Here is a 23,232-nt window from a genome sequence, read left to right as displayed (position 1 = left end):
GGCTTACAGGGCCTTCACCAGTTCCGGCACGGCCTGGAACAGATCGGCCTCCAGCCCATAGTCGGCCACCGCAAAGATCGGCGCCTCCGGGTCCTTGTTGATCGCCACGATCACCTTGCTGTCCTTCATCCCTGCCAGGTGCTGGATCGCCCCCGAGATCCCCGCCGCGATGTACAGCTGCGGCGCCACGATCTTGCCCGTTTGCCCCACCTGCAGGTCGTTCGGGGCGTAGCCCGCGTCCACCGCTGCGCGGCTGGCGCCAATGGCCGCGCCCAGCTTGTCCGCCAGCGGGGTCATGACTTCGTTGAACTTCTCGCTGCTGCCCAGCGCCCGGCCGCCCGAGACGATGATCTTGGCGGCGGTGAGCTCGGGCCGGTCGCTCTTGGTGACTTCGCGTCCTGCAAAGCTGCTCTTGCCGGCGTCGGCCACGGCGGCGGTGGTTTCCACCGCAGCGCTGCCACCCGTGGCGGGCGCCGCGTCAAAGCCGGTGCCGCGCACGGTGATGACCTTGACGCTGTCCGCGCTTTGCACGGTGGCGATGGCGTTGCCCGCGTAGATGGGGCGCTCGAAGGTGTCGGCGGAGATCACTTTGGTGATGTCGCTGATCTGCGCCACGTCCAGCTTGGCGGCCACGCGCGGGGCGACGTTCTTGCCGCTGGCGGTGGCCGGGAACAGGATGTGGCTGTAGTTGCCGGCAATCTGCAGGACCTGGGCGGCCAGGTTCTCAGCCAGGCCGTCCTTCAGGCTGGCGCCGTCGGCGTGCAGGACTTTGGCGACGCCGGCGATTTGGGAGGCGGCCTGGGCGGCGGCCTGCGCGCCTTCACCGGCTACGAGCACGTGCACGTCGCCCCCGCAGGCGAGTGCGGCGGTGACGGTGTTCAGGGTGGCGGCCTTGAGGCTGGCGTTGTCGTGTTCTGCAATGACGAGTACGGTCATGTTGTTTCTCCTGTCCTGCCTTTAGATGACCTTGGCTTCGTTCTTGAGCTTGTCCACCAGGGTGGCAACGTCGGGCACTTTCACGCCAGCGCCGCGCTTCGGGGGTTCGGCCACCTTGAGGGTCTTGAGGCGCGGGGCCACGTCTACGCCGAGGTCTTCGGGTTTGACGGTGTCCAGCGGCTTTTTCTTGGCCTTCATGATGTTGGGCAGCGTGACGTAGCGCGGCTCGTTCAGGCGCAGGTCGGTGGTGATGACGGCCGGGGTGGTCAGTTGCAGGGTTTCCAGGCCGCCGTCGACTTCGCGTGTGACGCTGACCTTGTCGCCGGCCACTTCGACCTTGCTGGCGAAGGTGGCCTGGGGCAGGTCGGCCAGGGCCGCCAGCATCTGGCCGGTCTGGTTGGCGTCGTCGTCGATGGCTTGCTTGCCCAGGATGATCAGGCCCGGTTGCTCTTTGTCCACCAGGGCCTTGAGCAGCTTGGCCACGGCCAGGGGTTGCAGCTCGGCATCGGTCTCCACCAGGATGCCGCGGTCGGCGCCAATGGCCATCGCCGTGCGCAGCGTTTCCTGGCATTGCGCCACGCCGCAGCTCACCGCGATCACTTCCGTGGCCACGCCTTTTTCTTTGAGCCGCACCGCCTCTTCCACGGCGATTTCGTCAAAGGGGTTCATGCTCATCTTCACGTTCGCGATGTCTACGCCCGTGCCGTCCGACTTCACCCGGACCTTCACGTTGTAGTCCACCACGCGCTTGACGGGGACCAAAACCTTCATTGCTGCGGCTCCTTCAATAGTTGATTGCTTGACGTTTACGTAAACCGGTCCATTCTATTGCGCACTGCAGCATCTCCGTCATGGGAACATGGTGCACACGGCAAAAACGAACGATCGTGCTTTTTGACGATTATGCCAGTGCATTCATGGCAGGTCGAGGCCTACGCCGGTGGCAGTGCCGCCGGCGCGACTCCATCCTGCCCCGGCGTCGAAGCCACGACATGCACCACGCGCTGTGGCTGTGCGATCTCGATACCCGCTGTGCGCAAGCCTTCCAGCACCGCGAGGTTGACGGCAGACCGCACGCTGGCAGTGCCGGCAGCCGGATCATTGATCCAGTAATTGAGGTTGAACACCAACCCGTCGGGCATGAAATCGAGCAAGAAGGCTACGGGCGCCGGGTCGCCCAGCACGCGCGCTTGCGCACTCGCCGCAGCACACAGGATCTGCTGCACCTTTGCGGCATCACTGCCGTAGGCGACGGTGATATTGGTCGTGAGGTTGAATTTGCGGTCGGACGCGGTCAGGTTTTCCACGCGCTGGGTGATCAGGCTTTCGTTGGGCACGATGGACTCGCGCCCGTTGCCCGCGCGGATCAACGTGTAGCGCGTCTTGATGTCCGTGATGCGGCCCTCGAAACCATCCACGCGCACGTTGTCCCCGATGCGCAGCGAGCGTTCCAGCAGAATCACGAAGCCGCTGACGTAATTGGCCGCCAGCTTCTGCAGGCCAAAGCCCAGGCCCACGCCGAGCGCACCGCCCAGAACCGACAGCGCGGTGAGGTCCACCCCCACAGCGGCCAGCGCCAGCAGCAACCCCACGAACAGCAGCAGCGCCCGCGTGGCATTCACCGCCACCTTGCGCATGGACAGGTCGGCCACCGCATGGTCGAGCACGCGCCGCTCGAAAGTCGACGCCGCCCACAGCGCAGCCACCAGCACCAGCACCGCGGACAGGCCGCCTTGCAGCAGCGCCAGCAGGCTGACGCTGGACTTGCCGAACGCGATGCGGATGTCGTCCAGTTCCTGCAGCACGCGCGGCAGCAGCCCGGCGATCCACAAGGCGGCCACGCCCCAGGCCAGCCAGGAGAGCACGCGCTCCATCAGGCGCATCAGCCCTGAACGCGGAAACGCCATAGCCAGCACGCGTGCCACGAAGCGGATCAGCACCAGTGACGTGAACACCGGCACCGCCAGGCGCAGCAGGAAAACCGCCTGGTAATGCTCCACCACCACGCGCGCCGCATACACCAGTGCCAGCACCACCGCTGGAAACATCAACCCGTCCACGATGCGGCGGCCGAACCAGACCGACTCCGGCGGCTGTCCTCGACCGGCCCGCCGGCTCAGCACATAAGCAAGTGCCACGCTACCGGCCAGCACCGCCAGTTCCAGCCACAGGCTGGACAGCCGGAAGTCGGCCGCCAGCCGTTCCCACCATTCCATCAGCGCGGCGCTCCTCGGCTCAGGCCTTATCAGCAGCCGGCTTCCAGGCCGGCTGACGCTTCTCTGCAAAGGCGCGCGCACCTTCTTGCGCGGCGTCGTCCATCATGTTGGTGGCCATGGTCTGGCCCGCCAGTTGGTACGCCGCGTCCAGGCCCAGTTCGCGTTGCTGGTACACCAGCGCCTTGCCCATGGCCACGGCCACGCGGGGTTTCTGCAGAATGGACTGCACCAGCGACTCCACCTCGGCGTCCAGCGACTCGGGCGCCACCACGCGGTTGACCAGCCCCTGGTCCAACGCGGTGCGCGCGTCAATGAAGTCCCCGGTGAGCAGCATCTCCATGGCCCGCTTGGCCGGTACGTTGCGCACCAATGGCACGCTGGGCGTGGCGCAGAACAGGCCATAGTGGATGCCACTGGTCGCAAAAGTCGCGTTTTCGCTGGCAACGGCCAGGTCGCACTGCGCCACCAACTGGCAACCCGCCGCCGTGGCCATGCCGTGCACGCGCGCAATCACCGGTACGGGCAGCTTGTGGATGCTCAGCATCATGCGGCTGCACTGGGCGAACAGGCGCTGGTACCACGCCAAGTCCGGGTTGGCCGCCATATCCTTGAGGTTGTGGCCCGCACAGAAGGCCTTGCCAGCCGCGGCGAGCACCACCACGCGCACGCCGTCGTCGCGCGCAACCTCGTCCAGTGCCTGCTGCAGTGCTGCCAGCATCTCGTGGCCGAGGGCGTTGAAGCGCGGCGCGTCATCCAGCGTGAGGGTGACCACGCCGCGATCGTCGCGCTGCACACGCAGTGGGCCGCCACCGGCCGCCGTGGAGGGGGAGGAAGTCATGGCGAAGTCTCCTGAGTACGAATACCGCGCGGCGCGCGCGGGGAAGAATCAAAGGTCTGCCAACACGCGCACATGGGCTTCCACGCTGCGCGCCAGCGGCCCCATCATGTAGCCGCCCTCCAGGCACGACACGATGCGGCCGCGGGCAAAGCGCCGGGCCACATCCTTGACGCGCATGGTGATCCAGGCGTAGTCCTGCTCGTTGAGGCTAAGCTGGCCCATGTCGTCCTCGCGGTGCGCGTCAAAACCCGCACTCACGAAAATCATCTCGGGCTTGAACGATTCCAGCCGCGGCATCCAGACCATGTCCACGATATCGCGCACGTCCATGCCCTTGGTATAGGCGGGCACAGGCACGTTGAGCATGTTGGACGCGGGCTCCTGGTCCCCGCAGTACGGGTAGAACGGATGCTGGAAGATGCTGACCATGAGCGCGCGCGGGTCGCCGGCCAGGATGTCCTCCGTGCCGTTGCCGTGGTGCACATCGAAGTCCACCACCGCCACGCGCTTGAGGTTGTAGCGCTGCAGCGCGTACTTGGCGGCGATGGCCACGTTGTTGAAGAAGCAAAAGCCCATGGCCTTGGTGCGTGTGGCGTGGTGGCCAGGCGGGCGCACGCTGCAAAAGGCGTTCTCGATCTCTCCGGCCATCACCGCGTCGGTGGCGGCCAGTGCGGCGCCCGCGGCGCGCAGCGCGGCCGTCCAGGTGTGGCGGTTCATCGAGGTGTCCGTGTCCACCTGCACATAGGGCGGTCCGCCCGCGGCCTCTTCCTCGATCAGACGGTCGGACAGGCCGCGCAGCGCGGCCATGTGCATGCGGTCGTGGGCCAGCTCGATGTCGGCCAGGGAGGCCAGCGGTACCTCACAATGCTGCAAGGCATCGGCCACGCCGGTCACCAGCAGCCGATCCTCGATGGCGTCCAGCCGCGCCGGGCATTCGGGGTGTCCTGGGCCCATCTCGTGCTTCCAGCAGTCACGGTGGGTGTAATAGCCCGTCTTGCTCACAGTCATTCCCCGGTGTCTCAATCGTTTTCGGATAACGTCACGCCATGCATGCACAGCAGAAGATCAAGTCGCTTTTGGATCAGCTTAACACGGTGATCGTGGGCAAAACCGCGCAGGTACAGGACTGCGTGGCCTGCCTGCTGGCCGGCGGGCACCTGCTCATCGAGGACGTACCAGGCGTTGGCAAGACCACGCTGGCCCATGCGCTGGCACGCACCTTCGGCCTGCAGTTCGCGCGTGTGCAGTTCACGGCCGACCTGATGCCCAGCGACCTCACCGGCGTGTCGGTGTACGAGCGTGGCAAGGAGGCCTTCGTGTTCCACCCCGGGCCGGTGTTCGCCCAGGTGCTGCTGGCCGACGAGATCAACCGCGCCAGCCCCAAGACGCAGAGCGCGCTGCTGGAGGCCATGGAGGAAAAGCAGGTGTCGGTGGAAGGCGAGACGCGCGCCCTGCCCCACCCGTTCTTCGTGATCGCCACGCAGAACCCGCACGACCAGCTGGGCACCTTCGCATTGCCCGAGAGCCAGCTCGACCGCTTCCTCATGCGCATCTCGCTGGGCTATCCCGACCGTGGCGCCGAGCGCCTGCTGCTGGCCGGCAGCGACCGCCGCGACATGCTGGACGGCCTGCTGCCGCTGCTGTCGCTGGACGATCTGGCCGCGCTGCAGCACCAGGTGCTGGCCGTGCACACGGCCGAGCCGCTGCTCAACTATGTGCAGGATCTCATCGCCGCCACGCGCTCGGGCCGCTGGTTCCTGCAGGGCCTGTCGCCGCGCGCGGGCATCGCGCTGATGCGGGCGGCCAAGGCCCAGGCGCTCATCGAGGGGCGCGACTACGTGGCGCCGGACGATGTGCAGGCCATCCTGCCGCAGACCATTGCCCACCGCCTGGTGCCGGTGGGCGACGCCGGCCGCGGCGCCGTGGAGCAGGTGCGCGCCATGGTCGAGTCCGTTCCCCTGCCCTGACGCCATGCCCGCAGCATTCGAGCAGGCCGCACCGCCCGGTGCCGCGGCCCCGCGGCAGATGCCCTGGCGTGCCGTGGCCGCGCGCTGGCAGCGCTGGTGGCTGGCGCGCCTGCGGCGCACCGACACGCTCACGCTCACGCAGGGCAACATCTACATCCTGCCTACAGGCGCGGGATGGATGCTGGCCCTCACGCTGCTGGTGCTGCTGGTGGCGTCCATCAACTTCCAGCTCAACCTGGGCTACCTGCTCACCTTTCTGCTCGCCGGCAGCGTGGTGGTGGGCGTGCACCTGTGCCACGCCACACTGCGCGGACTCACGCTGCACCTGGTGCCGCCGCAGCCGCAGTTCCTCGGTGCTGGCGCGCTGCTGCAGGTACAGCTGCACAACCCGCGGCGCGCCACGCGCCATGGCATCGCGTTGGCGGTGCGCGGCGGCCAGGCCGCGGAATGGGCCTGGACCGACGTGCCCGCCGAAGGCTCCGCCACCGTGCGGGTGGCGTTCCAGCCCGGGCGGCGCGGGCTGCAGGACGTGCCCGTGCTGATGGCGGAAACCCGCTACCCGCTGGGCACGTTCCGCGTGTGGACGCTGTGGCAGCCCGCCGCGCAGCTGCTGGTCTACCCGCGCCCGGAGGTGGGCGCCCCTGCGCTGCCCGCCGGCGAGCCGCGCTCGGGCAGCGGCGGCCAGGCACCGGCGCGCGGCATCGGGGAATTCGATGGCGTGCGCGCGTACCGGCGGGGTGACCCGCTCAAGCTGGTGGTCTGGAAGAAAGCCGCCAAGTCGCTTGCCACCGGCACCGACGACCTGGTGAGCCGCGACACCCAGCAGGCGCAGCACCACGAACTCTGGCTGGACGGCGCTGCCACCGGCCTGCAGGACCCGGAGGCCCGCGTCTCGCGCCTCACGGCCTGGGTGCTGCAGGCCGACCGGCTGGGCGTGGAATACGGCCTGCGCCTGCCCGGCCAGCAGATTGCACCGGACAGCGGCGCCGCACACCGCCACCGCTGCCTGGAGGCACTGGCGCTGTGCTGATTCTGTTTTTGACATGAAAAAAGCACCTAGCCCTCTACCAATAAACGCGACCAGCTATTCATTCAATAGCAGCCCCTATCGACGCGCGGGAGCCTCGACGTGAATCTGGCCCAGCGGCTTTCGCATCTGCCGCGCGAAGCGCGCGACACCCTGTTCCTGCTGGCGGTGGTGGCCTGTTGCGTGGCGCCGCTGGCCGCGTACCTGCCGCTGTGGACCAGCGCGCTGACCGCCGCGCTGCTGGGCTGGCGCGGCTGGCTGGCCGTGGGCGCGCGTGCCCTGCCGGGGCGCTGGGTGATTGGCGCACTGCTTGCGGCGGCTGTGGCGCTCACGCTGCTGTCGCACCGCACCATCGTCGGGCGCGACGCGGGCGTGACGCTGATCGTGGTGCTGCTGGCGCTCAAGACCCTGGAGCTGCGCGCGCGGCGCGATGCCATGGTGGTGTTCTTCCTCGGCTTCTTTACGCTGCTGGCCAACTTCTTCTTCTCGCAGTCGCTGCCCACGGCCGCCGCCCTGCTGGTGGCGCTGCTCGGGCTGCTCACCGCGCTGGTCAACGCCCACATGCCGGTGGGGCGGCCGCCGCTGGCGGCCTCCATGCGCACCGCCGCGCGCATGGCGCTGCTGGGCGCGCCCATCATGGTGGCGCTGTTCCTGCTGTTTCCGCGCATGGCACCGCTGTGGGGCGTGCCGGACGATGCGCGCTCGGGGCGCAGCGGCCTGTCGGGGGAGATGTCCATCGGCAGCATGGCGTCGCTGGTGCTGGACGACAGCGTGGCGCTGCGCGTGCGCTTTGACACGCCGGGCGGAGCCCCACCGCCGCAAAGCAGCCTGTACTTTCGCGGCCCGGTGCTCACGGCCTTCAACGGGCGTGACTGGTATGCGCTGTCGCAGCCCGAGGCGCGCGGCATCACCTGGGCCTACCCCACGCCGGCCAACCTGCAAATGCAGGGTGAGTCCGTGCGCTACGAGGTCACGCTGGAGCCCAGCCGCCGCCCCTGGCTGCTGACGCTGGACGCCGTGCAGGAGCGGCCCGAACTCCCACAGGGCACTGGCGCGATGATGTCGCCCGAACTGCTGTGGTCCGCCAGCCGGCCCATCTCCAGCGTGCTGCGCTACCGCGCCGAAAGCCACCTGCGCTTCACCCACGGCCCCACGCGGCGCACCTCCCTGCTGAACGGCTACGTGGAACTGCCTGCGGAGATGAACCCCCGCACCCTGGCCCTGGCCGAACAGATGCAGGCCGACCCCACGATCGCGGCGCGCGTGGCCGCCAGCGGGGCACAGGCCTATATCGACGCCGCACTGGCACGGCTGCGCACGGGCGGCTACACCTACACGCTGGAGCCCGGCGTGTACGGGGAGCACACGGCCGACGAGTTCTGGTTCGACCGCAAGGAAGGCTTTTGCGAGCACATCGCCTCGGCCTTCGTGGTGCTGATGCGCGCGCTGGACGTGCCATCGCGCATCGTCACGGGCTACCAGGGGGCGAGCTCAACGGTATCGACGGCTACTGGACCGTGCGCCAGAGCGACGCACACGCCTGGGCCGAGGTCTGGCTGGAGGGCCGCGGCTGGGTGCGCGTGGACCCCACGGGGGCCGTGTCGCCGGGGCGCATCGGCCAGTTCCAGCGATTGCAGGCGCCTCGCGGCGTGTTGGGCACCGCGATGGATGCCGTCGTCAACCCTTCGCTGGTACGCAGTCTGCGGTCGGTGTGGGAGGCCGTGAACAACGGCTGGAACCAATGGGTGCTGAACTACACCCAGGGGCGCCAGCTCGATTTGCTCAAGTCGCTGGGCATGCAGTCGCCCAGTTGGCAGGACCTGGTGCGCCTGCTGGGCCTGCTGGCCGCGCTGGCCGCCGCCACGGGCGCAGGCTGGGCCCTGTGGGAGCGCAGCCGCCAGGACCCCTGGCAGCGCCTGCTGCTGCAGGCCCGCCAGCGACTGGCACGCGCCGGCCTGCCGCTGCCACCCCACCTGCCGCCGCGCACCATGGCCGCGCGTGCGCGCGCCGAACTGGGCGCCCCCGCCGAAGCCGCCGCGCAGTGGCTGCTGCGCGTGGAGCATGCCCGCTACGCCCCCGAACCCCGCGCCCTGCTGGCCGACCTGCAGCGCGAATTGCGCCGCCTGCCCTGGCCCACCGCGCAGAATCCACGCCCCTCTGCCCCATGATCCGCACCCTTGCAAAAGCTACATTTTTCATAGCTGTCAGCGCTTTACCCATAAGCGCTTTAGCCCAAAATCATTCTAAAAAAACAGCCACCAAGACCGCGGCCACCCACCACTATGCGCAACGTGCGCAGGCCATGCAGTTCGCCGACGATCTGGCAGAGCGGCGCGGGCTGGACCGCGAATGGGTGCGCCAGGCGATCGGGCAAGCGCGGCTGCTGCCCCAGGTGCCGCGCCTGGTGCTGCCGCCCGCGCGGGGTACGCCCAAGAACTGGGCGGCCTACCGTGCGCGCTTCGTGGAGCCCACACGCATCCGCGCGGGCCTGCGCTTCTGGCAGGACAACGCCGAAGCGCTGGCACGCGCTGAAACGCAATACGGCGTGCCCGCCGAGATCATCGTGGGCATCATCGGCGTGGAGACACTCTACGGCCAGCACATGGGCAACCTGCGGGTGATCGACGCGCTGGCCACGCTGGCCTTCGACTTTCCCGACGCACACCCGCGCGCGGCCGAGCGGCGCGCGTTCTTCCAGCGCGAGCTGGAGCAGTTTCTGACCCTCATGGACCGCACGGGCATCGACCCGCACACCCCGCGCGGCAGCTACGCGGGCGCCATGGGTCTGGGGCAGTTCATGCCGTCGAGCTGGTCGCGCTACGCGGTGGATTTCGACGGCGACGGCCGCATCGACCTGTGGCGCAGCGCACAGGACGCCATCGGCTCCGTGGCCAACTACTTCGTGGGCCACGGCTGGCAGAGCGGCATGCCCACGCACTACGCAGTGGCGTTCGACGCGGCCACGCTGCAGTTGGACGCGCTGCTGGCGCCGGACATCCTGCCCACCTTCAGCGTCGCCAGCATGGCGGCCCAAGGGGCGCACGTGCAGAGCGAAGGCGCGCAGCACACGGGTCCATTAGCGCTGGTGGAACTGCAGAATGGCGCTGAGGCGCCCAGCTACGTGGCCGGCACCGAGAACTTCTATGCGATCACGCGCTACAACTGGTCGAGCTACTACGCCATGGCGGTGATCGAGTTGGGGCGGGCGGTAGCGGCGGCGCGGCCTTGATTCCAGTGGTATCGGTTGTGCTCTGCATGAGCCTCTGGTCGTAAGGTGGATGCCGCTGGCCGGTAGGTGCGCCCGGCCAGCCACATCAACGTCCAACCACCCCGCCCATTACCCACCCACTCCAGGCCGCTGCATCTGGCAGCTGGCGGGCTGCGCCGCCTTGTCCGCGGCGATGGTGCGTACCACGCGAAAGCCGTAGCCCGAGCCTTCCACGTCGAACTTCACGCCGGGCGCCCCCAGCCGGTCCATCACCCCCACCACCAGGTTCTGCTGGAACTGGTGGTCTTGCGCGCGCATGGCGCCTGCCTGGCCGTACAGGCGCACACTGGCATGCTCCAGCGCGCGCGCCACGGCCAACGGATCGTCACTGCCCGCCTGCTGCAGGGCCTGCGCAAGCGCTTCGACCATGAGCTGCATGCGCATGTGCACATAGTCGTCCTGCGGGCTGGGAAAGCGCTCGCGGAAGGCACGGTAGAAGGTCTCGCTGCCCTGCGTAGGCAGATTGGGCAGCCAGTCGGCCACGGCCACCACCCTGCCCACGCCGGCATCGCCCAGGGCCGCAGGCGCGCCGAGCGCGTTGCCGTAGAAGGTATAGAACATGCCGTCGTAGCCCACCTCGCGCGCAGCCTTGACCAGCAGCGTGAGGTCATTGCCCCAATTGCCCGTGATGACGGCTTGCGCGCCGCTGGCCTTGATCTTCACGGCGTAGGGCGCGAAGTCCTTCACGCGGCCCACGGCGTGCAGCTCGTCGCCGACGATGGCGACATCGGGCCGTTGCGCGGCCAGCTGGCGCCGGGCTTCGCGCAGCACGGCCTGGCCGAAGCTGTAGTCCTGCCCGATGAGGTAGGCGCGCTGCAGGGCCTTGTCCTCGCGGATCACCTCCATGAGCGCTGCCATGCGCATGTCGGCATGCGCGTCGAAGCGAAAGTGCCAGAAGCTGCACTTCTCGTTCGTGAGGGCGGGGTCCACGGCCGAGTAGTTCAGGAACACCACACGCTTGCCGGGCTCGCGCTGGTTGTGCTTGTTGATCGCGTCGATGAGCGCAGCGGCCGTGGCCGATGAGTTGCCCTGCATGACGAAACGCGCGCCGCCGTCAATGGCGGCGCGCAGCGCAGACAGCGCCTCTTCGTTGGTGCCCTTGCTGTCGTAGCGCACCAGCATCAGCGGCCGCGCCCCGCCCGCCGCAGGGGGCAGTGCCACGCCGCCGCGCGCGTTCACACGTTCCATGGCCCAGGCGATGTTGCGGAACACCGCCTCGCCGGTATTGGCAAAGCTGCCGGACAGGCTCTCGATCAGCGCCACGCGGATCGGCGCGCCCTGGGGCGGCGCCGCTGCACCGGCCAGCGGCGTCGCGACGCCCAGCAGGGAGGACAGCGCCAACGCACAGGCGCGCAGAACATGGCGGCGGGGCAGGATCATCATGGCAACGGACACAAGCAGGAAAAGATGGCAGCGCACCGGCGCGCTGGCTCACGAAGAATGGAATTCACTGGGCCATGAGCTGCTGGATGCCCGGCGGCGCCGCGCCGTCGGATGCGCCGTCAGGTGCGCCGTCAGGTGCGCCGTCGGATGCGCCGGCCGGCTGCGATTCTGGCGCTGGCTGAGGGGCTTGCGCGGACGCCTGCGTGCGCGGCTGCTCCCAGGCTGGAACCCGGGGCGCGGGGGTGCTGGACTCTGCAGCCGGGCTGGCGGTGGTGGCTGCAGCAGCGGCAGGCGGCTGCGCCGCAACGGTCGCGGCGACCGCAGCGTGCGGCACGGCTTCGCGCTCGTGCAGGGCTGGCTTGGCCGCCATCGTCGGCGCTGCCGGCACCACGGGCGCCGCGCGCACGAACTGCTCGAAGAGCTGGAAGAACCGCTCGTAGAACTGCGGATCGGCGATGGTCTCGCTGCCCACCTTCACCAGCGTGTCGTCGATGGCCGTGACGGGCAGCGACACCGAGCCGATGCCACCGACGCCAAGCGACGCCGAGTTGTTGATCTTCTTGATCACGTAGCGGTCCTGCAGCGCGCTGGCAAAGGCCGACGTACGCACGTCGCCCTGCCCTTCGGATGCGCAGACCACGCGCATCTCCACGACGTAGTGCACGTCGGTGTGGGGCTGGTAGTACTTGCGGCCCGCCACCGTGTCGCTGGAGGCCACGTGCACCATGTAGCCCTGGCTCAGCAGCGCCCGCCGGGCCGCCTCGCAGGTGCTGGCCTGCGGCGCTGCCATGTGGCGCGTGTGCATGCCGGCGGTATCGAAGTCGTTGGGCGAGAACTGCAGGTTGCGGTCCAGGCCGGGCATGGTGTCGGGAATGTGGGCACAGCCAGCCAGCAGGGCGCAGGCCACCAGGCCCAGCCGGCAGCCCTGGGAAGCGAAGGGGGAAAGGCGTGGGAATCGAGACACGGGCATCAGCTAGAAAAATCCGCAGCAGGGCCGCATTGTGAAGCCTGAGCGATGTCCCTCCCGCGCGCGCTCGTTGTAACCCATTGCAAGGCGACGTTCCATCCGCGCGGTGGGGCACTCTTGAAAAACACCGCACGCAAACACATGTGCGGTCCATGCGGCCAACCCGTGCCGCGTCTGACCCAGGAGCCACCGACATGATTTTCGCCCCCGTGATCCGCCACGCCACCTATGTCGCACCGCGCGTGGGAGACGCCGCCCTGCAACGCTTCCTGCACCACACACTAACTGCCCCCGCCGCCGCGCCGCACGATGCACGCGCCACAGGCGTGAACGTGCAGCAGGACGACAAGGCCATCACCGTGCAGCTGGACGTGCCAGGCCTGTCGCGCGAGCAACTCGCGGTCACGATCGAAGGCAACCAAGTGCGCGTCGCCAGCGCCGAAGGTGCGCCCCGGCGCGTGCAGCGTGCATGGGAGTTGGCGCAGGACATCGACCCGCAGGCCAGCACGGCGCGACTGGAACATGGCGTGCTCACCCTGTTGCTGGCCAAGAAGCCGCCGCAGAGCAGCGCCGTTCGACTGGCCATCGACTGACAAGACGCAGAGCGTCGCCTGATTCCAGGGCGGCCGGGTGGCCGCCCCTTTGCTATGTTTTATATAGCTACCGTCACTTACCGGATGGGCGCTACCGCCCATTTTTAACCTGATCCTCTTCCAGGGCACACTACAGCGAGACTCCGACTAAACCGTCCGCGTTCGACGCATGTGGGGCCTTGTCCCGGCTTGTCCAGTCCGGCGCCTGTTCGCATCGAACGCCGCGGCCGCGTGCGGCCCCATCGCAGCGCCTCACTCATGGCGCAGCGCCTCAATGGGGTCCAGCCGCGCGGCGCGGCGGGCAGGGAAGTAGCCGAACAGCACCCCGATGCCCGCCGAGAACACGAACGACAGCAGGTTCACGCCCGCGTGGAACACGTAGGGGATGCCCATCACCTGCGCCAGCGCAATCGACGCGCCCGTAGCCAGCACGATGCCGATGAGACCACCCAAAGCAGCCAGCACCACGGCCTCGATGAGGAACTGCATCAGCACCTCGCGCTCCAGCGCGCCGATGGCCAGGCGCAGGCCAATCTCCCGCGTGCGCTCGGTCACGCTCACCAGCATGATGTTCATGATGCCGATGCCGCCCACCAGCAGGCTCACGGCCGCCACCGCGCCCAGCAGCGTGGTCATCACGCGCGTGGTGCCCGAGAAGGTGTCGGCCAGTTGCTTGGTGTCCAGCACGTTGAAGTTGTCATCGTCGGTGTCGGCCAGCTTGCGGCGTTCGCGCAGCAACTCGGTCAGGCTGGCCTTCACGCGCTCGGGGTCGCTGCCATCCTTCATGGACACCAGCAGCGTCGGCACGCGCGTGGAGCCCGTCACGCGGCGCTGCAGCGTCTTGAGCGGCAGCAGCACCAGATCGTCCTGGTCGTTGCCGAAGGCGCCCTGCCCCTTGGAGGCCAGCACGCCCACCACCTCGCACGAAAACTGGCGCACGCGCACGCGCTCACCCAGCGCATCGCCGCCGGCGAACAGCTCCCGCCGCACCGTCTGGCCGATCAGGCACACGGCAGCGCCCACGCGCAGCTCGTCGGTGGTGAATTCGCGCCCGCTTTCCAGCGTCCAGTTGCCGGTCTGCAGCCAGGCATTGGTGCTGCCCATGACGCTGGTGGCCCAGTTACGCCCGTTGGCCACCACGGTGGCGCTGGTGCGCGCCTCGGGCGCCACGGCCAGAATGCCGCCGATCTGCTGCGCTATGGCCTCGGCATCCACATCCTTGAACGAGGGTGCGCCGCCACTGCCGCCGGGGCCCAGCCGCTGGCCAGGACGCACTTGCAGCAGGTTGGTGCCCAGGCTGGAGATCTGCGCCTGCACCGCCAGCGTGGCACCGTTGCCCAGAGTGACCATGGTGATCACCGCGCTCACGCCGATCACGATGCCCAGCACGGTGAGAAAGGACCGCATCAGGTTGCGCCGTATCGAGCGCAGCGCCTGCAGCAGCGAGTTGAGCAGCATCATGGCGCCACCTCCCCCGTGCCTGCACTTGCAGGCGCTTTCCGGGGCACCTGCGCATGCGGGTGCGGATTGCGCTCGTCGCTTTCGATGCGCCCGTCCACGAAGCGCACGATGCGCCGCGCGTACTGCGCCATGTCGGGCTCGTGCGTGACCATGAGCACGGTGATGCCCTGCTCGGTGTTCAGGCGCCACAGCAGTTCCATGATCTCGCGGCTGCGCTGCGTGTCCAGGTTGCCGGTGGGCTCGTCGGCCAGCAGCACCGTAGGCTCGGTGACGATGGCGCGCGCAATCGCCACGCGCTGCTGTTGGCCGCCGGACAGCTCGGCCGGTGTGTGGTGCTCCCATCCCTTGAGGCCCACGGCGTCCAGGGCGCGGGCCGCAGCCGCATGGCGCGCGGCCGTGCTCTCGCCGCGGTACAGCAGCGGCAGCTCCACGTTCTCCTGCGCCGAGGTACGCGCCAGCAGGTTGAAGCCCTGGAACACGAAGCCCAGGAAGCGCCGCCGCAGCCGCGCACGGTCGTCGCGCGACAGCGAGTGCACCGGCAGCCCGCGAAACAGGTAGGTGCCCGCGGTGGGCCGGTCCAGGCAGCCCAGCACGTTCATGGCCGTGGATTTGCCCGAACCGCTGGGGCCCATGATGGCCACGAAGTCGCCGCTGTCGATGTCCAGGTCCACGCCCTTGAGCGCCTGGAAGGCCAGCGCGCCCTCGCCGTACACCTTGGTGATGCCGCGCAGGCGGATCAGCGGCTGCGCATCGGCGGGCGCCATCATGGCTTCGCCCCGCTCGCAAGCTGGTCGGTGATGACCTGCATGCCCGGCTGCAGCTCGTCGCTCTCCACCTCGGTGACGCGGCCGTCGCTGATGCCGGTCTTCACGCGCACGGGCTTGGGCGTGCCGTCCTGCAGCACCCACACCTGGCGCTGGGGGCCGTCGCCGCGGCTGCCGTCCGCGCCCGCGCTGCGCCGCTGGCCCGAGGGGCGTGGCATGCGCGGCATCAGCTGGGACATGATGCCTCCGCTGCCGCCCGCGCTTGCGCCAGAGCTGCCCTGTGCACCGGGCCGGCCTGCCTGCGGGGCTTCCCCCGCCGCGCCCGCGGGCTTGAAGCGCAGGGCCGTGTTGGGCACGGTGAGTACGTCATCGCGCTCGGTGGAGGTGATGGTGGCCGCGGCCGTCATGCCGGGGCGCAGGCTCAGATCGCCGTTGTCCACCTCCAGGTAGGTGATGTAGGTGACCACGTTGTCGGTCTTGGTGGAGCCGAAGGCCACGCGCGTGGTGCGCGCCGGGTAACGCCGCGAGGGGTAGGCGCTCACGGTGAAGGTGGCCTTCTGGCCCGGGCGCACCGAGCCCACGTCGGCCTCGTCCACGTTGACCTCCAGGCGCAGCTTGGTCAGGTCCTCGGCCAGGGTGAGCAGCGTCACCGCCTGCAGCGACGCGGCCACGGCATTGCCCGGCTCCACCGCGCGCGAGAGCACCACCCCGTCGATCGGCGATCGGATGGAGGCCTTGGTGACGTTGGTCTCGTCGGTGGCCAGCGCCGCGCGCGCATCCTGCACGCTGGCGCGCGCCGCGGCCTCGTCGGCCTGGGCGCGCTCGTAGGCGGCGCGGCCGGTGTCCAGCTCGGCCGCCGAAGGCACCTTGCCGCCGGACAGGCGGGCCACCTCCTCCAGGCGCGACAGGCTGGCGCGCGCCTCCTGCATGGTGGCCTGCGCCTGTGCCAGGCGCGCCTGCGCCGACGCGACCGAAGCCCGCGAGCGCAGCACCTGCGAGTCGAGCTTGGTGGTGTCCAGCTCCACCAGCACCTGGCCCTTCTTGACCTGGTCGTTCACGTCCACCAGCACGCGGCGCACGGTGCCCGAGAGTTCGCTGCCGATGTTCACCGACCGCGTGGGCTGCAGCGTGCCGTTGGCCGCCACGGTGAGCGTGATCTGCCCCCGCTGCACCTCCTGCGTGACATAGCGCGGCGCCGCCTGGGCGCGCTGGCGGTCCTGCCAGTACCACCAGCCGCCGGCAGCGGCGGCCAGCACCAGCACGGCCAGCCACAGGGTGATGCTCTGCCACCAGCGCCGGCGCAGGCCGTCGCCCAGCAGGGCCTGCAGGCGCTGCGGGGCCGCCGCGGCGGCATGGGAAGCGGGGGCGCTGGAAGAGCTTGGGGATTCTTGGTCGGTCATGGTTCTTGCCTGGGAAGGCGCCGCTTGGGCGGCAGCGCCGGGTCATTCAGCAGGTTTTTTGGGGGGCCGCTCAGGGCGCGGGCCAGCCGCCTCCCAGCGCCTTGTACAGGCGCACATGGTCGGTACTCACGCTGGCGGCCGTGCTGGCCACGCTGTCCTGCGCGGACAGCAGCGTGCGTTGGGTGTCCAGCACGGTCTGGAAGTCCACCAGCCCGCTCGCATACTGGTTCTGCGCCAACAGCGCCGCGTTGCCCGCAGCCTCGGCCGCGGCGGACAGGCGCTGCAGTCGGTCACGGTCGCCCTGCAGCGCGACGAGCGCATCTTCCACATCCTTGAGCGCGCCGAGCACCGATTCCTCGTAGCCCACCTGCGCCTGCTGCAGCGCAGCCTCCTGCGCGCGCACCTGAGCACGCAGCGCCCCGCCATCAAACACCGGCAGCGACACGCTGGACAGCAGCGACGCCACCGTGGCGCCCCCACCCGTGAGCGCGCCCAGCGTGAGGGCGCGCAGGCCCAGCGTTCCGCTGATGCGCAGGCTGGGCATGCGCTGCGCCTCGGCCTGGGCGACGCGCTCCCAGGCGGCGCGCACGCGCTGCTCGGCCTGGCGCACGTCGGGGCGCTGGCGCAGCGTGTCTGCGGGGAAGGCCAGCGCCAGGTCCGCCGGCGGTTGGGGCACGGGCGCGTGCGCGGCCAGGGCCTCGTCCAGCGCCGCGGGCGGCTGGCCGGTGAGCACCGCCAGCGCATGCCGCGCCTGCGCGATGCCCGCCTGCAGCGTGGGCACCTGGGCGGCGGTCTGCTCCACGGCGGCGCGGGCCTGCTCGGCCGCCAGCGAACTGGCCAGCCCCGCCTGCACACGCCATTGGACGATCTGCGCAGTTTCGCTCTGCGCCGCCAGGTTCTGCCGGGCAATCTGCAGGCGCTGCTGCTGGCTGCGCAGGCTGATGTAGTTCACCGCCACCTCGGCGGCCAATGCCACCTGGGCGGCAGCCACGCCCTCCTCGGCGGCCAGCAGGTCGGCCTCGCTGGCGCGCACGCCGCTGGACAGGCGGCCAAACAGGTCGGGCTCCCAGCTCGCGTCCAGTCCCGCCTGGAAAGTGTTGCCGGTGCTGCCATTGCTGCGGCTGCGCTGGGCGGAGCCCGATGCGTTCACGGAAGGCAGCAGGCCGGCGGCCTGCACGTCGCGCTGGGCACGCGCCTGCTCCACGGCGGCGCGTGCGCTGCGCATGCTGGTGTGCGACTGCAGCGCGCGTTCCACCAGGCCGGTGAGCTGCGCATCGCCCAGTTGCCGCCACCACTGGGCCAGGTCTTGCGGGGTCGCGGCCGCGCCGCCCTGCACTGCCCCCTGGCCGGCCCATGCGGCGGGAGTGGCCACCGCCCCCTCCAGCGCGGGAGGCGGCCGCGTGGCGCAACCGGCCAGCACCAGGGCGGCCAGCAAGGCCAGTGGCGCCGAAGCGCGCGGGCGACGGCGGGAGCGAGAAGGAAGCGCTGCGGCAAACATGAGGGCAATTGTTACAGCGCTCCTTGTCAGCGCCACCAGCGGCAGATGAACTTTTGTAAAGAAAACCGGAGAACCCGTGGCGTGGCACGCTGCTACCCTTGCGTGCCAAACGCCCGGGTGGCTTCGCCGCCGTGGCCGCCCCTCGCAAAGGAGTTCCCATGCCCCCTCTTCCGCTGCTGATCGACGGCGCGCCCCGGCCCGCCTCGGGCGGCGCCACCTTCGAACGCCGCAACCCGCTGGATGGCCGCATTGCCACCACGGCCGCTGCGGCCACCCCCGAAGACGCCGTGGCCGCCGTGCAGGCGGCCGCCCAGGCCTTTCCCGCGTGGGCCGCGCTGGGCCCCGCCGCGCGACGCGACCTGCTGCAGCGCGCCGCGCAGGCCCTCACGGCGCGCGCCGATGCCTTCGCCGCCACCATGGCGGCCGAGACCGGCGCCTCTGCTGCCTGGGCCGGCTTCAACGTGCACCTGGCCGCCAACCTGCTGCAGGAGGCCGCCGCCCTCACCACGCAGATCGCCGGCGAGGTGATCCCATCCGACATGCCGGGCAGCCTGGCCATGGGCGTGCGCCAGCCCGCCGGCGTGGTGCTGGGCATGGCGCCGTGGAATGCGCCGGTCATCCTGGGGGTGCGCGCCATTGCCACGCCGCTGGCGTGCGGCAACACGGTGGTGTTCAAGGGCTCGGAAACCTGTCCGGCCACCCACCGCCTCATTGCCGAGGCGCTGCACGACGCCGGCCTGCCCCCGGGCGTGGTGAACTTCATCACCCATGCGCCCGGCGATGCGGCCGACGTGGTGGAGGCCATGGTGGCCCACCCAGCCGTGCGCCGCGTGAACTTCACGGGCTCCACCAAGGTGGGGCGGCTGGTCGCGCAAACCTGCGCACGCCACCTCAAACCCGTGGTGCTGGAGCTGGGCGGCAAGGCCCCCTTGGTGGTGCTGGACGATGCCGACGTGGATGCCGCCGTGAACGCCGCCGTGTTTGGCGCGTTCGCCAATTCGGGGCAGATCTGCATGTCCACGGAGCGCCTGGTGGTGGACGAGGCTGTAGCCGATGCGTTCGTGCACCAACTGGCCGAACGCGCCCGTGCCCTGCCGCTGGGCGACCCGCGCCAGGGCCCGGTGGTGCTGGGCCCGGTGGTGGACATGGCCACCGTGCAGCGCTGCAATGCGCTGATCGACGACGCGCTGGGCCAGGGCGCGACGCTGGTGTGCGGCGGCAAAAGCGACACCCCGCTGATGCCCGCCACGCTGCTGGACCGGGTGACGCCCGCCATGCGCATCTACCACGAGGAGACCTTTGCCCCGGTCAAGGCGATCGTGCGGGTGCGCGGCGTGGAGCAAGCCATCGCCACCGCGAACGACACCACCTACGGCCTGTCGGCCGCCGTGTTCGGGCGCGACGTGGCGCGCGCCTGGAACGTGGCCGCACGCATCGAGTCCGGCCTCTGCCATGTGAACGGCCCCACGGTGCACGACGAGCCGCAGATGCCCTTTGGCGGCGTGAAGCAGTCGGGCTGGGGACGCTTTGGCGGCATGGCGGGCGTGCGCGAGTTCACGGAACTGCGCTGGATCACGGTGCAGACCGCGCCACGCCACTACCCGTTCTAGCCCGCTATCAAAAATGTGAGCTGCCAGCGCTTGATGGACAAGCGCTGGAGCCTATTTTGATCAATATCTTCAGGCCGCGAGCGTGATGGCGTCCAGCGGCCAGCGCGGCTTCACGTCGAAGGCGTAATCGCGGTTGGGCTGCTGCTGCCCGGCCTGCAGGCGCATGGCCGCGGCCATGGCGATCATGGCGCCGTTGTCGGTACACAGGTGCAACTCGGGGTAGTGCACACGCACCTTGGCTTGCGCGCAGGCCGCGTTGAGTTGCGCGCGCAGATGCCGGTTGGCGCCCACGCCGCCGGCCACCACCACACGCTTGAGCCCTGTTTTCTGAAGGGCGGCCAGCGTCTTCTTGACCAGCACCTCCACGATGGCGGCCTCGGTGCTCGCGGCCAGGTCGGCCTTGCGCGCGGGCAGCTCGTCGCCCAGCTTCTTGGCCTGGGTCAGTACGGCGGTCTTGAGTCCCGCGAACGAGAAATCCAGGTCGCCGCTGTGCAGCAGCGGGCGCGGCAGTTTGAACGCGGTGGCGCTGCCCTGCTCGGCCAGGCGCGACAGCGCCGGCCCTCCGGGATAGCCCAGGCCCATGAGCTTGGCCGACTTGTCGAAGGCCTCGCCCGCCGCGTCGTCGATGGTCTCGCCCAGGATCTCGTAGCGCCCCACGCCCTCCACGCGCATGAGCTGCGTGTGCCCGCCCGACACCAGCAGCGCGACGAACGGAAACTCCGGCGGGTCGCTGCTCAGGAACGGCGACAGCAGGTGGCCTTCGAGGTGGTGCACGCCCAGCACGGGCTTGTCCAGCGCTGCGCCCAGCGCGCAGGCCACGCCCGCGCCCACCAGCAGCGCACCCGCCAGGCCCGGCCCGCGCGTGTAGGCCACCACGTCCACATCCTCCAGGCGCTCGCCCGATTCGCGCAGCACCTCGCGGGTCAGCGGCAGCACGCGGCGGATGTGGTCGCGGCTGGCCAGCTCGGGCACCACGCCGCCATAGGCCTGGTGCATGTCGATCTGGCTGTGCAGCGCATGCGCCAGCAGCACGGGCACGGCGCCGCCCTCGCCGGCGCGCACCAGGGCCACGCCGGTTTCGTCACAGGAAGATTCGATACCGAGGATCAGCTGACTCATGCCCGCGAGTGTAGTGGCCGCCCCCCGCGCCCGCCGGGCCGGGGGCAATCGCACGCCCGCGCATACTCGACCGGCGGCTACCAGCGGTCGGAGCGCATGCGCAGCTCCCACTGGCCCTTGCGCAGCTCGTACACGCCCACGGCGCCGTAGCGCAGCTCGCCCCGGTCGTCCCAGGCCATGGTGCCGGTGACGGGGGCGTAGCCGTTGATGCCGCGCAGCGCGCGCGTGATGTCGGCGGGCGCGGCGGAGCCGGCCTTCTTGATCGCCTCGCTGACCACGTACACGGCGTCGTAGGTGTAGTGGCCGCCATAGGCCGGGGGCTTCTGGAAGGCGGCGATGTACTTCTCCAGGAACTGGCGGCCGGTGGTGAACTCGGCCACGTCCAGCACCGGCGAGGTGGCGTAGATCCCGTCGATCACGCCCATGCCCTTGGCCATGTCGGCCGTCTTCACCAGGTCGCCGCCCAGCAGCGCCACACGGCTGTGGCCCAGCTTCTGCAGTTCCTGCAGCAGCGCCAGCGCCTGGAAGTCGTTGAGCATGCAGACGATGACGCGCACCTGCGCCTCCTTGAGCCGGCCCGCCAGTTCAGCAAAGGCCACGGTCTTGTCGTCGAAGCTCTGGCGCACGGCGATGTGCTTCTTGGCCGCCAGCAACTGCGCGGCCGCGCCCTCGGCCAGTCCCTTGCCGTAGGGGGAGCCGTCGTCGACCACCGCGTAGGCATCGGCGTTGAGCTGCGAGGCCGCGAACGCGCCGATGGCGCGCGCTTGCAGGTTGTCGTTGGCGACGATGCGGAAGGTGGTGGCCAGCCCCAGCTGCGTGATGCGCGGGTTGGTGGAGATGATGAGCTGCGGCACCTCCTTGGCGGCATAGATGGGCGCGGTCTCCAGGCTCACGCCCGAGTTCAGGTGCCCGATGACGGCCACCACGCCCGATTCCAGCAGCTGCTGCGCAGCCGCCTTGCCCGAAGCGGCGTCCGCGCGGTCGTCCTGCGCCACCACCTCCAGCGTCACGCGCTTGCCGTCCACGTTCAGGCCGGATCGGTTGATCTCGTCCACCGCCAGCTTCACGCCATTGAGCAGGTCTTGCCCCAGACCCGCCAAGGGGCCGGACAAGGGCTGCGCCACACCGATCTTGATGGTGTCCGGCACCTTGCTGCATCCCGTGATCCACCCGCCCACCCCCAGCGCCGCCAGCCCCAGGCTGGCGGAAAAACCGCGTCGTTTGATTCCCTGCTGCACAGTCGACTCCTCTCTCATTCATGTGGATATGTGACAGGATGTTCGCGAAAGGATGCCGCCCGCGCCAGGGGGATTGCCCGCGGCCCCAACCGGGGCGTTTCGGCAATCTTCCACAACGCATCGGGGCGGGTGTGGCGTATTTCTTGCTGGCGCCTGCGGCATGACTGAACAACTGCGGATCGTGGTGGTGGCGCCGGACCTGGCGGCCGACGGCGACGCGCACGCGGCGCTGCAGGCCGAGCGTTCGCGCGCGCTGCGCATCGGGCTGCTGGAGAACGGCTTCAACCTCGTGGCCACGCTGCCGGGCGACATGTTCCTGGGCGAGCGCCTGGCCCAGTTGCAGCCCGACCTGGTGATCGTGGACGCCGAAAGCGAGGCGCGCGACGCGCTGGAGCATGTGGTGATGGCCACGCGCGAGGCGCCCCGCCCTATCGTCATGTTCACCAACGACGAGGACACGCGCCACGTGAAGGAAGCGCTGGCCGCGGGCGTGACGGCCTACATCGTCGCGGGCCTGGCGCCGCAGCGCATCCGCCCCATCCTGGAGGTGGCGCTGGCCCGCTTTGCTCACGAACAGGCGCTGCGCACCGAACTGGCGCAGGCACGCACCGCCCTGCACGAGCGCAAGACCATCGACCGCGCCAAGGGCCTGCTGATGCAGCGCCAGGGCCTGACCGAGCAGCAGGCCTACGAGCGGCTGCGCCGCGCCGCCATGGACCGCGGCCTGCGCCTGGCCGAGGTGGCGCAGCGCATGCTGGACGCGGCCGATTTGCTGGGTTGATGCGCCGGTTTGTGCATTGCACAAATGCGGTGCATCCGATGCCGCGCCACACGGCGATGAGGCAATCAAACAAAACAGACCTGAAACGCCCGACCATCAAGCGCAGACAGCTATCAAAATGAAAGCAACCCCAAAGATGGCACACCGCTTGCAACAGGCCCGGTGA

General features: G+C 69.6%; 19 protein-coding genes and 1 pseudogene. 7 read left to right on the top strand and 13 right to left on the bottom strand.

The window, feature by feature from the left end:
• Positions 1-3: 3 nt before the first annotated feature.
• The 5 genes from BA022_RS02245 to BA022_RS02225 form a co-directional block, all read right to left on the bottom strand.
• Complete coding sequence (locus BA022_RS02245) at positions 4-936, bottom strand: electron transfer flavoprotein subunit alpha/FixB family protein (RefSeq protein ID WP_015913713.1); 933 nt, start codon at positions 934-936, stop codon at positions 4-6.
• A gap of 21 nt (positions 937-957) precedes the next feature.
• Positions 958-1,707, bottom strand: a complete 750-nt coding sequence (locus BA022_RS02240; RefSeq protein WP_088886426.1) for an electron transfer flavoprotein subunit beta/FixA family protein — start codon at positions 1,705-1,707, stop codon at positions 958-960.
• A gap of 161 nt (positions 1,708-1,868) precedes the next feature.
• Positions 1,869-3,152, bottom strand: coding sequence for a mechanosensitive ion channel family protein (locus tag BA022_RS02235; protein ID WP_088886425.1), 1,284 nt, complete (start codon positions 3,150-3,152; stop codon positions 1,869-1,871).
• 19 nt (positions 3,153-3,171) lie between these two features.
• Positions 3,172-3,990: an enoyl-CoA hydratase gene (locus BA022_RS02230; protein WP_011805968.1), complete on the bottom strand. Its 819-nt coding sequence runs from the start codon at positions 3,988-3,990 to the stop codon at positions 3,172-3,174.
• Positions 3,991-4,038: 48 nt separating this feature from the next.
• On the bottom strand, positions 4,039-4,998 hold the full coding sequence (locus tag BA022_RS02225) for a histone deacetylase family protein (RefSeq protein ID WP_088886424.1): 960 nt from the start codon (positions 4,996-4,998) through the stop codon (positions 4,039-4,041).
• Positions 4,999-5,036: 38 nt separating this feature from the next.
• On the opposite strand from BA022_RS02225, the gene BA022_RS02220 reads away from it, so the two are divergent.
• The 4 genes and pseudogenes from BA022_RS02220 (at position 5,037) to mltB (ending at position 10,213) form a co-directional block, all read left to right on the top strand.
• Positions 5,037-5,957, top strand: a complete 921-nt coding sequence (locus tag BA022_RS02220) for an AAA family ATPase (protein ID WP_011805970.1) — start codon at positions 5,037-5,039, stop codon at positions 5,955-5,957.
• Positions 5,958-5,961: 4 nt separating this feature from the next.
• Positions 5,962-6,987 (top strand): DUF58 domain-containing protein, encoded by a 1,026-nt coding sequence (locus tag BA022_RS02215; protein WP_088886423.1) that lies wholly within the window; start codon positions 5,962-5,964, stop codon positions 6,985-6,987.
• Between the two features lie 99 nt (positions 6,988-7,086).
• Positions 7,087-9,152: pseudogene (locus BA022_RS02210) on the top strand (transglutaminase TgpA family protein).
• Positions 9,149-10,213, top strand: coding sequence for a lytic murein transglycosylase B (mltB, locus tag BA022_RS02205; RefSeq protein WP_088886422.1), 1,065 nt, complete (start codon positions 9,149-9,151; stop codon positions 10,211-10,213). The pseudogene BA022_RS02210 and the gene mltB overlap by 4 nt, the downstream one beginning before the upstream one ends.
• A 108-nt stretch (positions 10,214-10,321) precedes the next feature.
• Here the strand turns inward: mltB and BA022_RS02200 are convergent, their stop codons facing one another.
• Together BA022_RS02200 and BA022_RS02195 are read right to left on the bottom strand one after the other, a co-directional pair.
• Positions 10,322-11,635, bottom strand: coding sequence for a branched-chain amino acid ABC transporter substrate-binding protein (locus BA022_RS02200; protein WP_418236108.1), 1,314 nt, complete (start codon positions 11,633-11,635; stop codon positions 10,322-10,324).
• A 64-nt stretch (positions 11,636-11,699) separates the two neighbouring features.
• Positions 11,700-12,605, bottom strand: coding sequence for a DUF2242 domain-containing protein (locus tag BA022_RS02195; RefSeq protein ID WP_088886421.1), 906 nt, complete (start codon positions 12,603-12,605; stop codon positions 11,700-11,702).
• Between the two features lie 191 nt (positions 12,606-12,796).
• Here BA022_RS02195 and BA022_RS02190 point away from each other — a divergent pair, with 191 nt between their 5' ends.
• On the top strand, positions 12,797-13,195 hold the full coding sequence (locus BA022_RS02190; RefSeq protein ID WP_088886420.1) for an Hsp20/alpha crystallin family protein: 399 nt from the start codon (positions 12,797-12,799) through the stop codon (positions 13,193-13,195).
• A gap of 252 nt (positions 13,196-13,447) precedes the next feature.
• Here BA022_RS02190 and BA022_RS02185 read toward each other — a convergent pair whose 3' ends face one another.
• From BA022_RS02185 to BA022_RS02170, 4 genes are all read right to left on the bottom strand, one after another.
• A complete protein-coding gene (locus BA022_RS02185) occupies positions 13,448-14,653 on the bottom strand; it encodes an ABC transporter permease (RefSeq protein ID WP_187148620.1) in 1,206 nt (401 codons plus the stop codon).
• A complete protein-coding gene (locus BA022_RS02180; protein WP_088886419.1) occupies positions 14,653-15,423 on the bottom strand; it encodes an ABC transporter ATP-binding protein in 771 nt (256 codons plus the stop codon). Before BA022_RS02180 ends, BA022_RS02185 begins: the two co-directional genes overlap by 1 nt.
• Entirely contained in the window at positions 15,420-16,820 is a 1,401-nt protein-coding gene (locus tag BA022_RS02175; protein ID WP_088886418.1) for an efflux RND transporter periplasmic adaptor subunit, read from the bottom strand. Before BA022_RS02175 ends, BA022_RS02180 begins: the two co-directional genes overlap by 4 nt.
• Before the next feature lie 70 nt (positions 16,821-16,890).
• Positions 16,891-18,318 (bottom strand): efflux transporter outer membrane subunit, encoded by a 1,428-nt coding sequence (locus BA022_RS02170; protein ID WP_088886417.1) that lies wholly within the window; start codon positions 18,316-18,318, stop codon positions 16,891-16,893.
• 158 nt (positions 18,319-18,476) lie between these two features.
• On the opposite strand from BA022_RS02170, the gene BA022_RS02165 reads away from it, so the two are divergent.
• Positions 18,477-19,928, top strand: a complete 1,452-nt coding sequence (locus tag BA022_RS02165) for an aldehyde dehydrogenase (RefSeq protein WP_088886416.1) — start codon at positions 18,477-18,479, stop codon at positions 19,926-19,928.
• Between the two features lie 69 nt (positions 19,929-19,997).
• On the opposite strand, the gene tsaD is transcribed toward BA022_RS02165, so the two are convergent.
• Both tsaD and BA022_RS02155 read right to left on the bottom strand, forming a co-directional pair.
• Positions 19,998-21,047, bottom strand: coding sequence for a tRNA (adenosine(37)-N6)-threonylcarbamoyltransferase complex transferase subunit TsaD (gene tsaD, locus BA022_RS02160; RefSeq protein ID WP_088886415.1), 1,050 nt, complete (start codon positions 21,045-21,047; stop codon positions 19,998-20,000).
• Between the two features lie 77 nt (positions 21,048-21,124).
• Positions 21,125-22,303 (bottom strand): branched-chain amino acid ABC transporter substrate-binding protein, encoded by a 1,179-nt coding sequence (locus tag BA022_RS02155; protein ID WP_418236107.1) that lies wholly within the window; start codon positions 22,301-22,303, stop codon positions 21,125-21,127.
• A 142-nt stretch (positions 22,304-22,445) separates the two neighbouring features.
• On the opposite strand from BA022_RS02155, the gene BA022_RS02150 reads away from it, so the two are divergent.
• Positions 22,446-23,066, top strand: a complete 621-nt coding sequence (locus BA022_RS02150; RefSeq protein WP_088886413.1) for an ANTAR domain-containing response regulator — start codon at positions 22,446-22,448, stop codon at positions 23,064-23,066.
• The last annotated feature ends 166 nt before the right edge of the window (positions 23,067-23,232 follow it).

The sequence above is a fragment of the Diaphorobacter nitroreducens genome (assembly GCF_002214645.1).
Taxonomy (GTDB): Bacteria; Pseudomonadota; Gammaproteobacteria; order Burkholderiales; family Burkholderiaceae_C; genus Diaphorobacter; species Diaphorobacter nitroreducens.
The sequence above is the reverse complement of the archived record's forward strand: the minus strand, read 5'-3'. Positions and strand labels throughout refer to the sequence as shown.

Bases quoted from the DNA above. Each gene is read 5' to 3' on its own strand.
- BA022_RS02225 (WP_088886424.1), bottom strand. From the start codon at position 4,998: ATGACTGTGAGCAAGACGGGCTATTACACCCACCGTGACTGCTGGAAG.
- mltB (WP_088886422.1), top strand. From the start codon at position 9,149: ATGATCCGCACCCTTGCAAAAGCTACATTTTTCATAGCTGTCAGCGCT.
- BA022_RS02220 (WP_011805970.1), top strand. From the start codon at position 5,037: ATGCATGCACAGCAGAAGATCAAGTCGCTTTTGGATCAGCTTAACACG.
- BA022_RS02190 (WP_088886420.1), top strand. From the start codon at position 12,797: ATGATTTTCGCCCCCGTGATCCGCCACGCCACCTATGTCGCACCGCGC.
- BA022_RS02170 (WP_088886417.1), bottom strand. From the start codon at position 18,318: ATGTTTGCCGCAGCGCTTCCTTCTCGCTCCCGCCGTCGCCCGCGCGCT.
- BA022_RS02195 (WP_088886421.1), bottom strand. From the start codon at position 12,605: ATGCCCGTGTCTCGATTCCCACGCCTTTCCCCCTTCGCTTCCCAGGGC.
- BA022_RS02240 (WP_088886426.1), bottom strand. From the start codon at position 1,707: ATGAAGGTTTTGGTCCCCGTCAAGCGCGTGGTGGACTACAACGTGAAG.
- BA022_RS02175 (WP_088886418.1), bottom strand. From the start codon at position 16,820: ATGACCGACCAAGAATCCCCAAGCTCTTCCAGCGCCCCCGCTTCCCAT.
- BA022_RS02180 (WP_088886419.1), bottom strand. From the start codon at position 15,423: ATGATGGCGCCCGCCGATGCGCAGCCGCTGATCCGCCTGCGCGGCATC.
- BA022_RS02235 (WP_088886425.1), bottom strand. From the start codon at position 3,152: ATGGAATGGTGGGAACGGCTGGCGGCCGACTTCCGGCTGTCCAGCCTG.
- BA022_RS02150 (WP_088886413.1), top strand. From the start codon at position 22,446: ATGACTGAACAACTGCGGATCGTGGTGGTGGCGCCGGACCTGGCGGCC.
- BA022_RS02185 (WP_187148620.1), bottom strand. From the start codon at position 14,653: ATGCTGCTCAACTCGCTGCTGCAGGCGCTGCGCTCGATACGGCGCAAC.
- tsaD (WP_088886415.1), bottom strand. From the start codon at position 21,047: ATGAGTCAGCTGATCCTCGGTATCGAATCTTCCTGTGACGAAACCGGC.
- BA022_RS02165 (WP_088886416.1), top strand. From the start codon at position 18,477: ATGCCCCCTCTTCCGCTGCTGATCGACGGCGCGCCCCGGCCCGCCTCG.
- BA022_RS02230 (WP_011805968.1), bottom strand. From the start codon at position 3,990: ATGACTTCCTCCCCCTCCACGGCGGCCGGTGGCGGCCCACTGCGTGTG.
- BA022_RS02155 (WP_418236107.1), bottom strand. From the start codon at position 22,303: ATGAGAGAGGAGTCGACTGTGCAGCAGGGAATCAAACGACGCGGTTTT.
- BA022_RS02200 (WP_418236108.1), bottom strand. From the start codon at position 11,635: ATGATGATCCTGCCCCGCCGCCATGTTCTGCGCGCCTGTGCGTTGGCG.
- BA022_RS02215 (WP_088886423.1), top strand. From the start codon at position 5,962: ATGCCCGCAGCATTCGAGCAGGCCGCACCGCCCGGTGCCGCGGCCCCG.
- BA022_RS02245 (WP_015913713.1), bottom strand. From the start codon at position 936: ATGACCGTACTCGTCATTGCAGAACACGACAACGCCAGCCTCAAGGCC.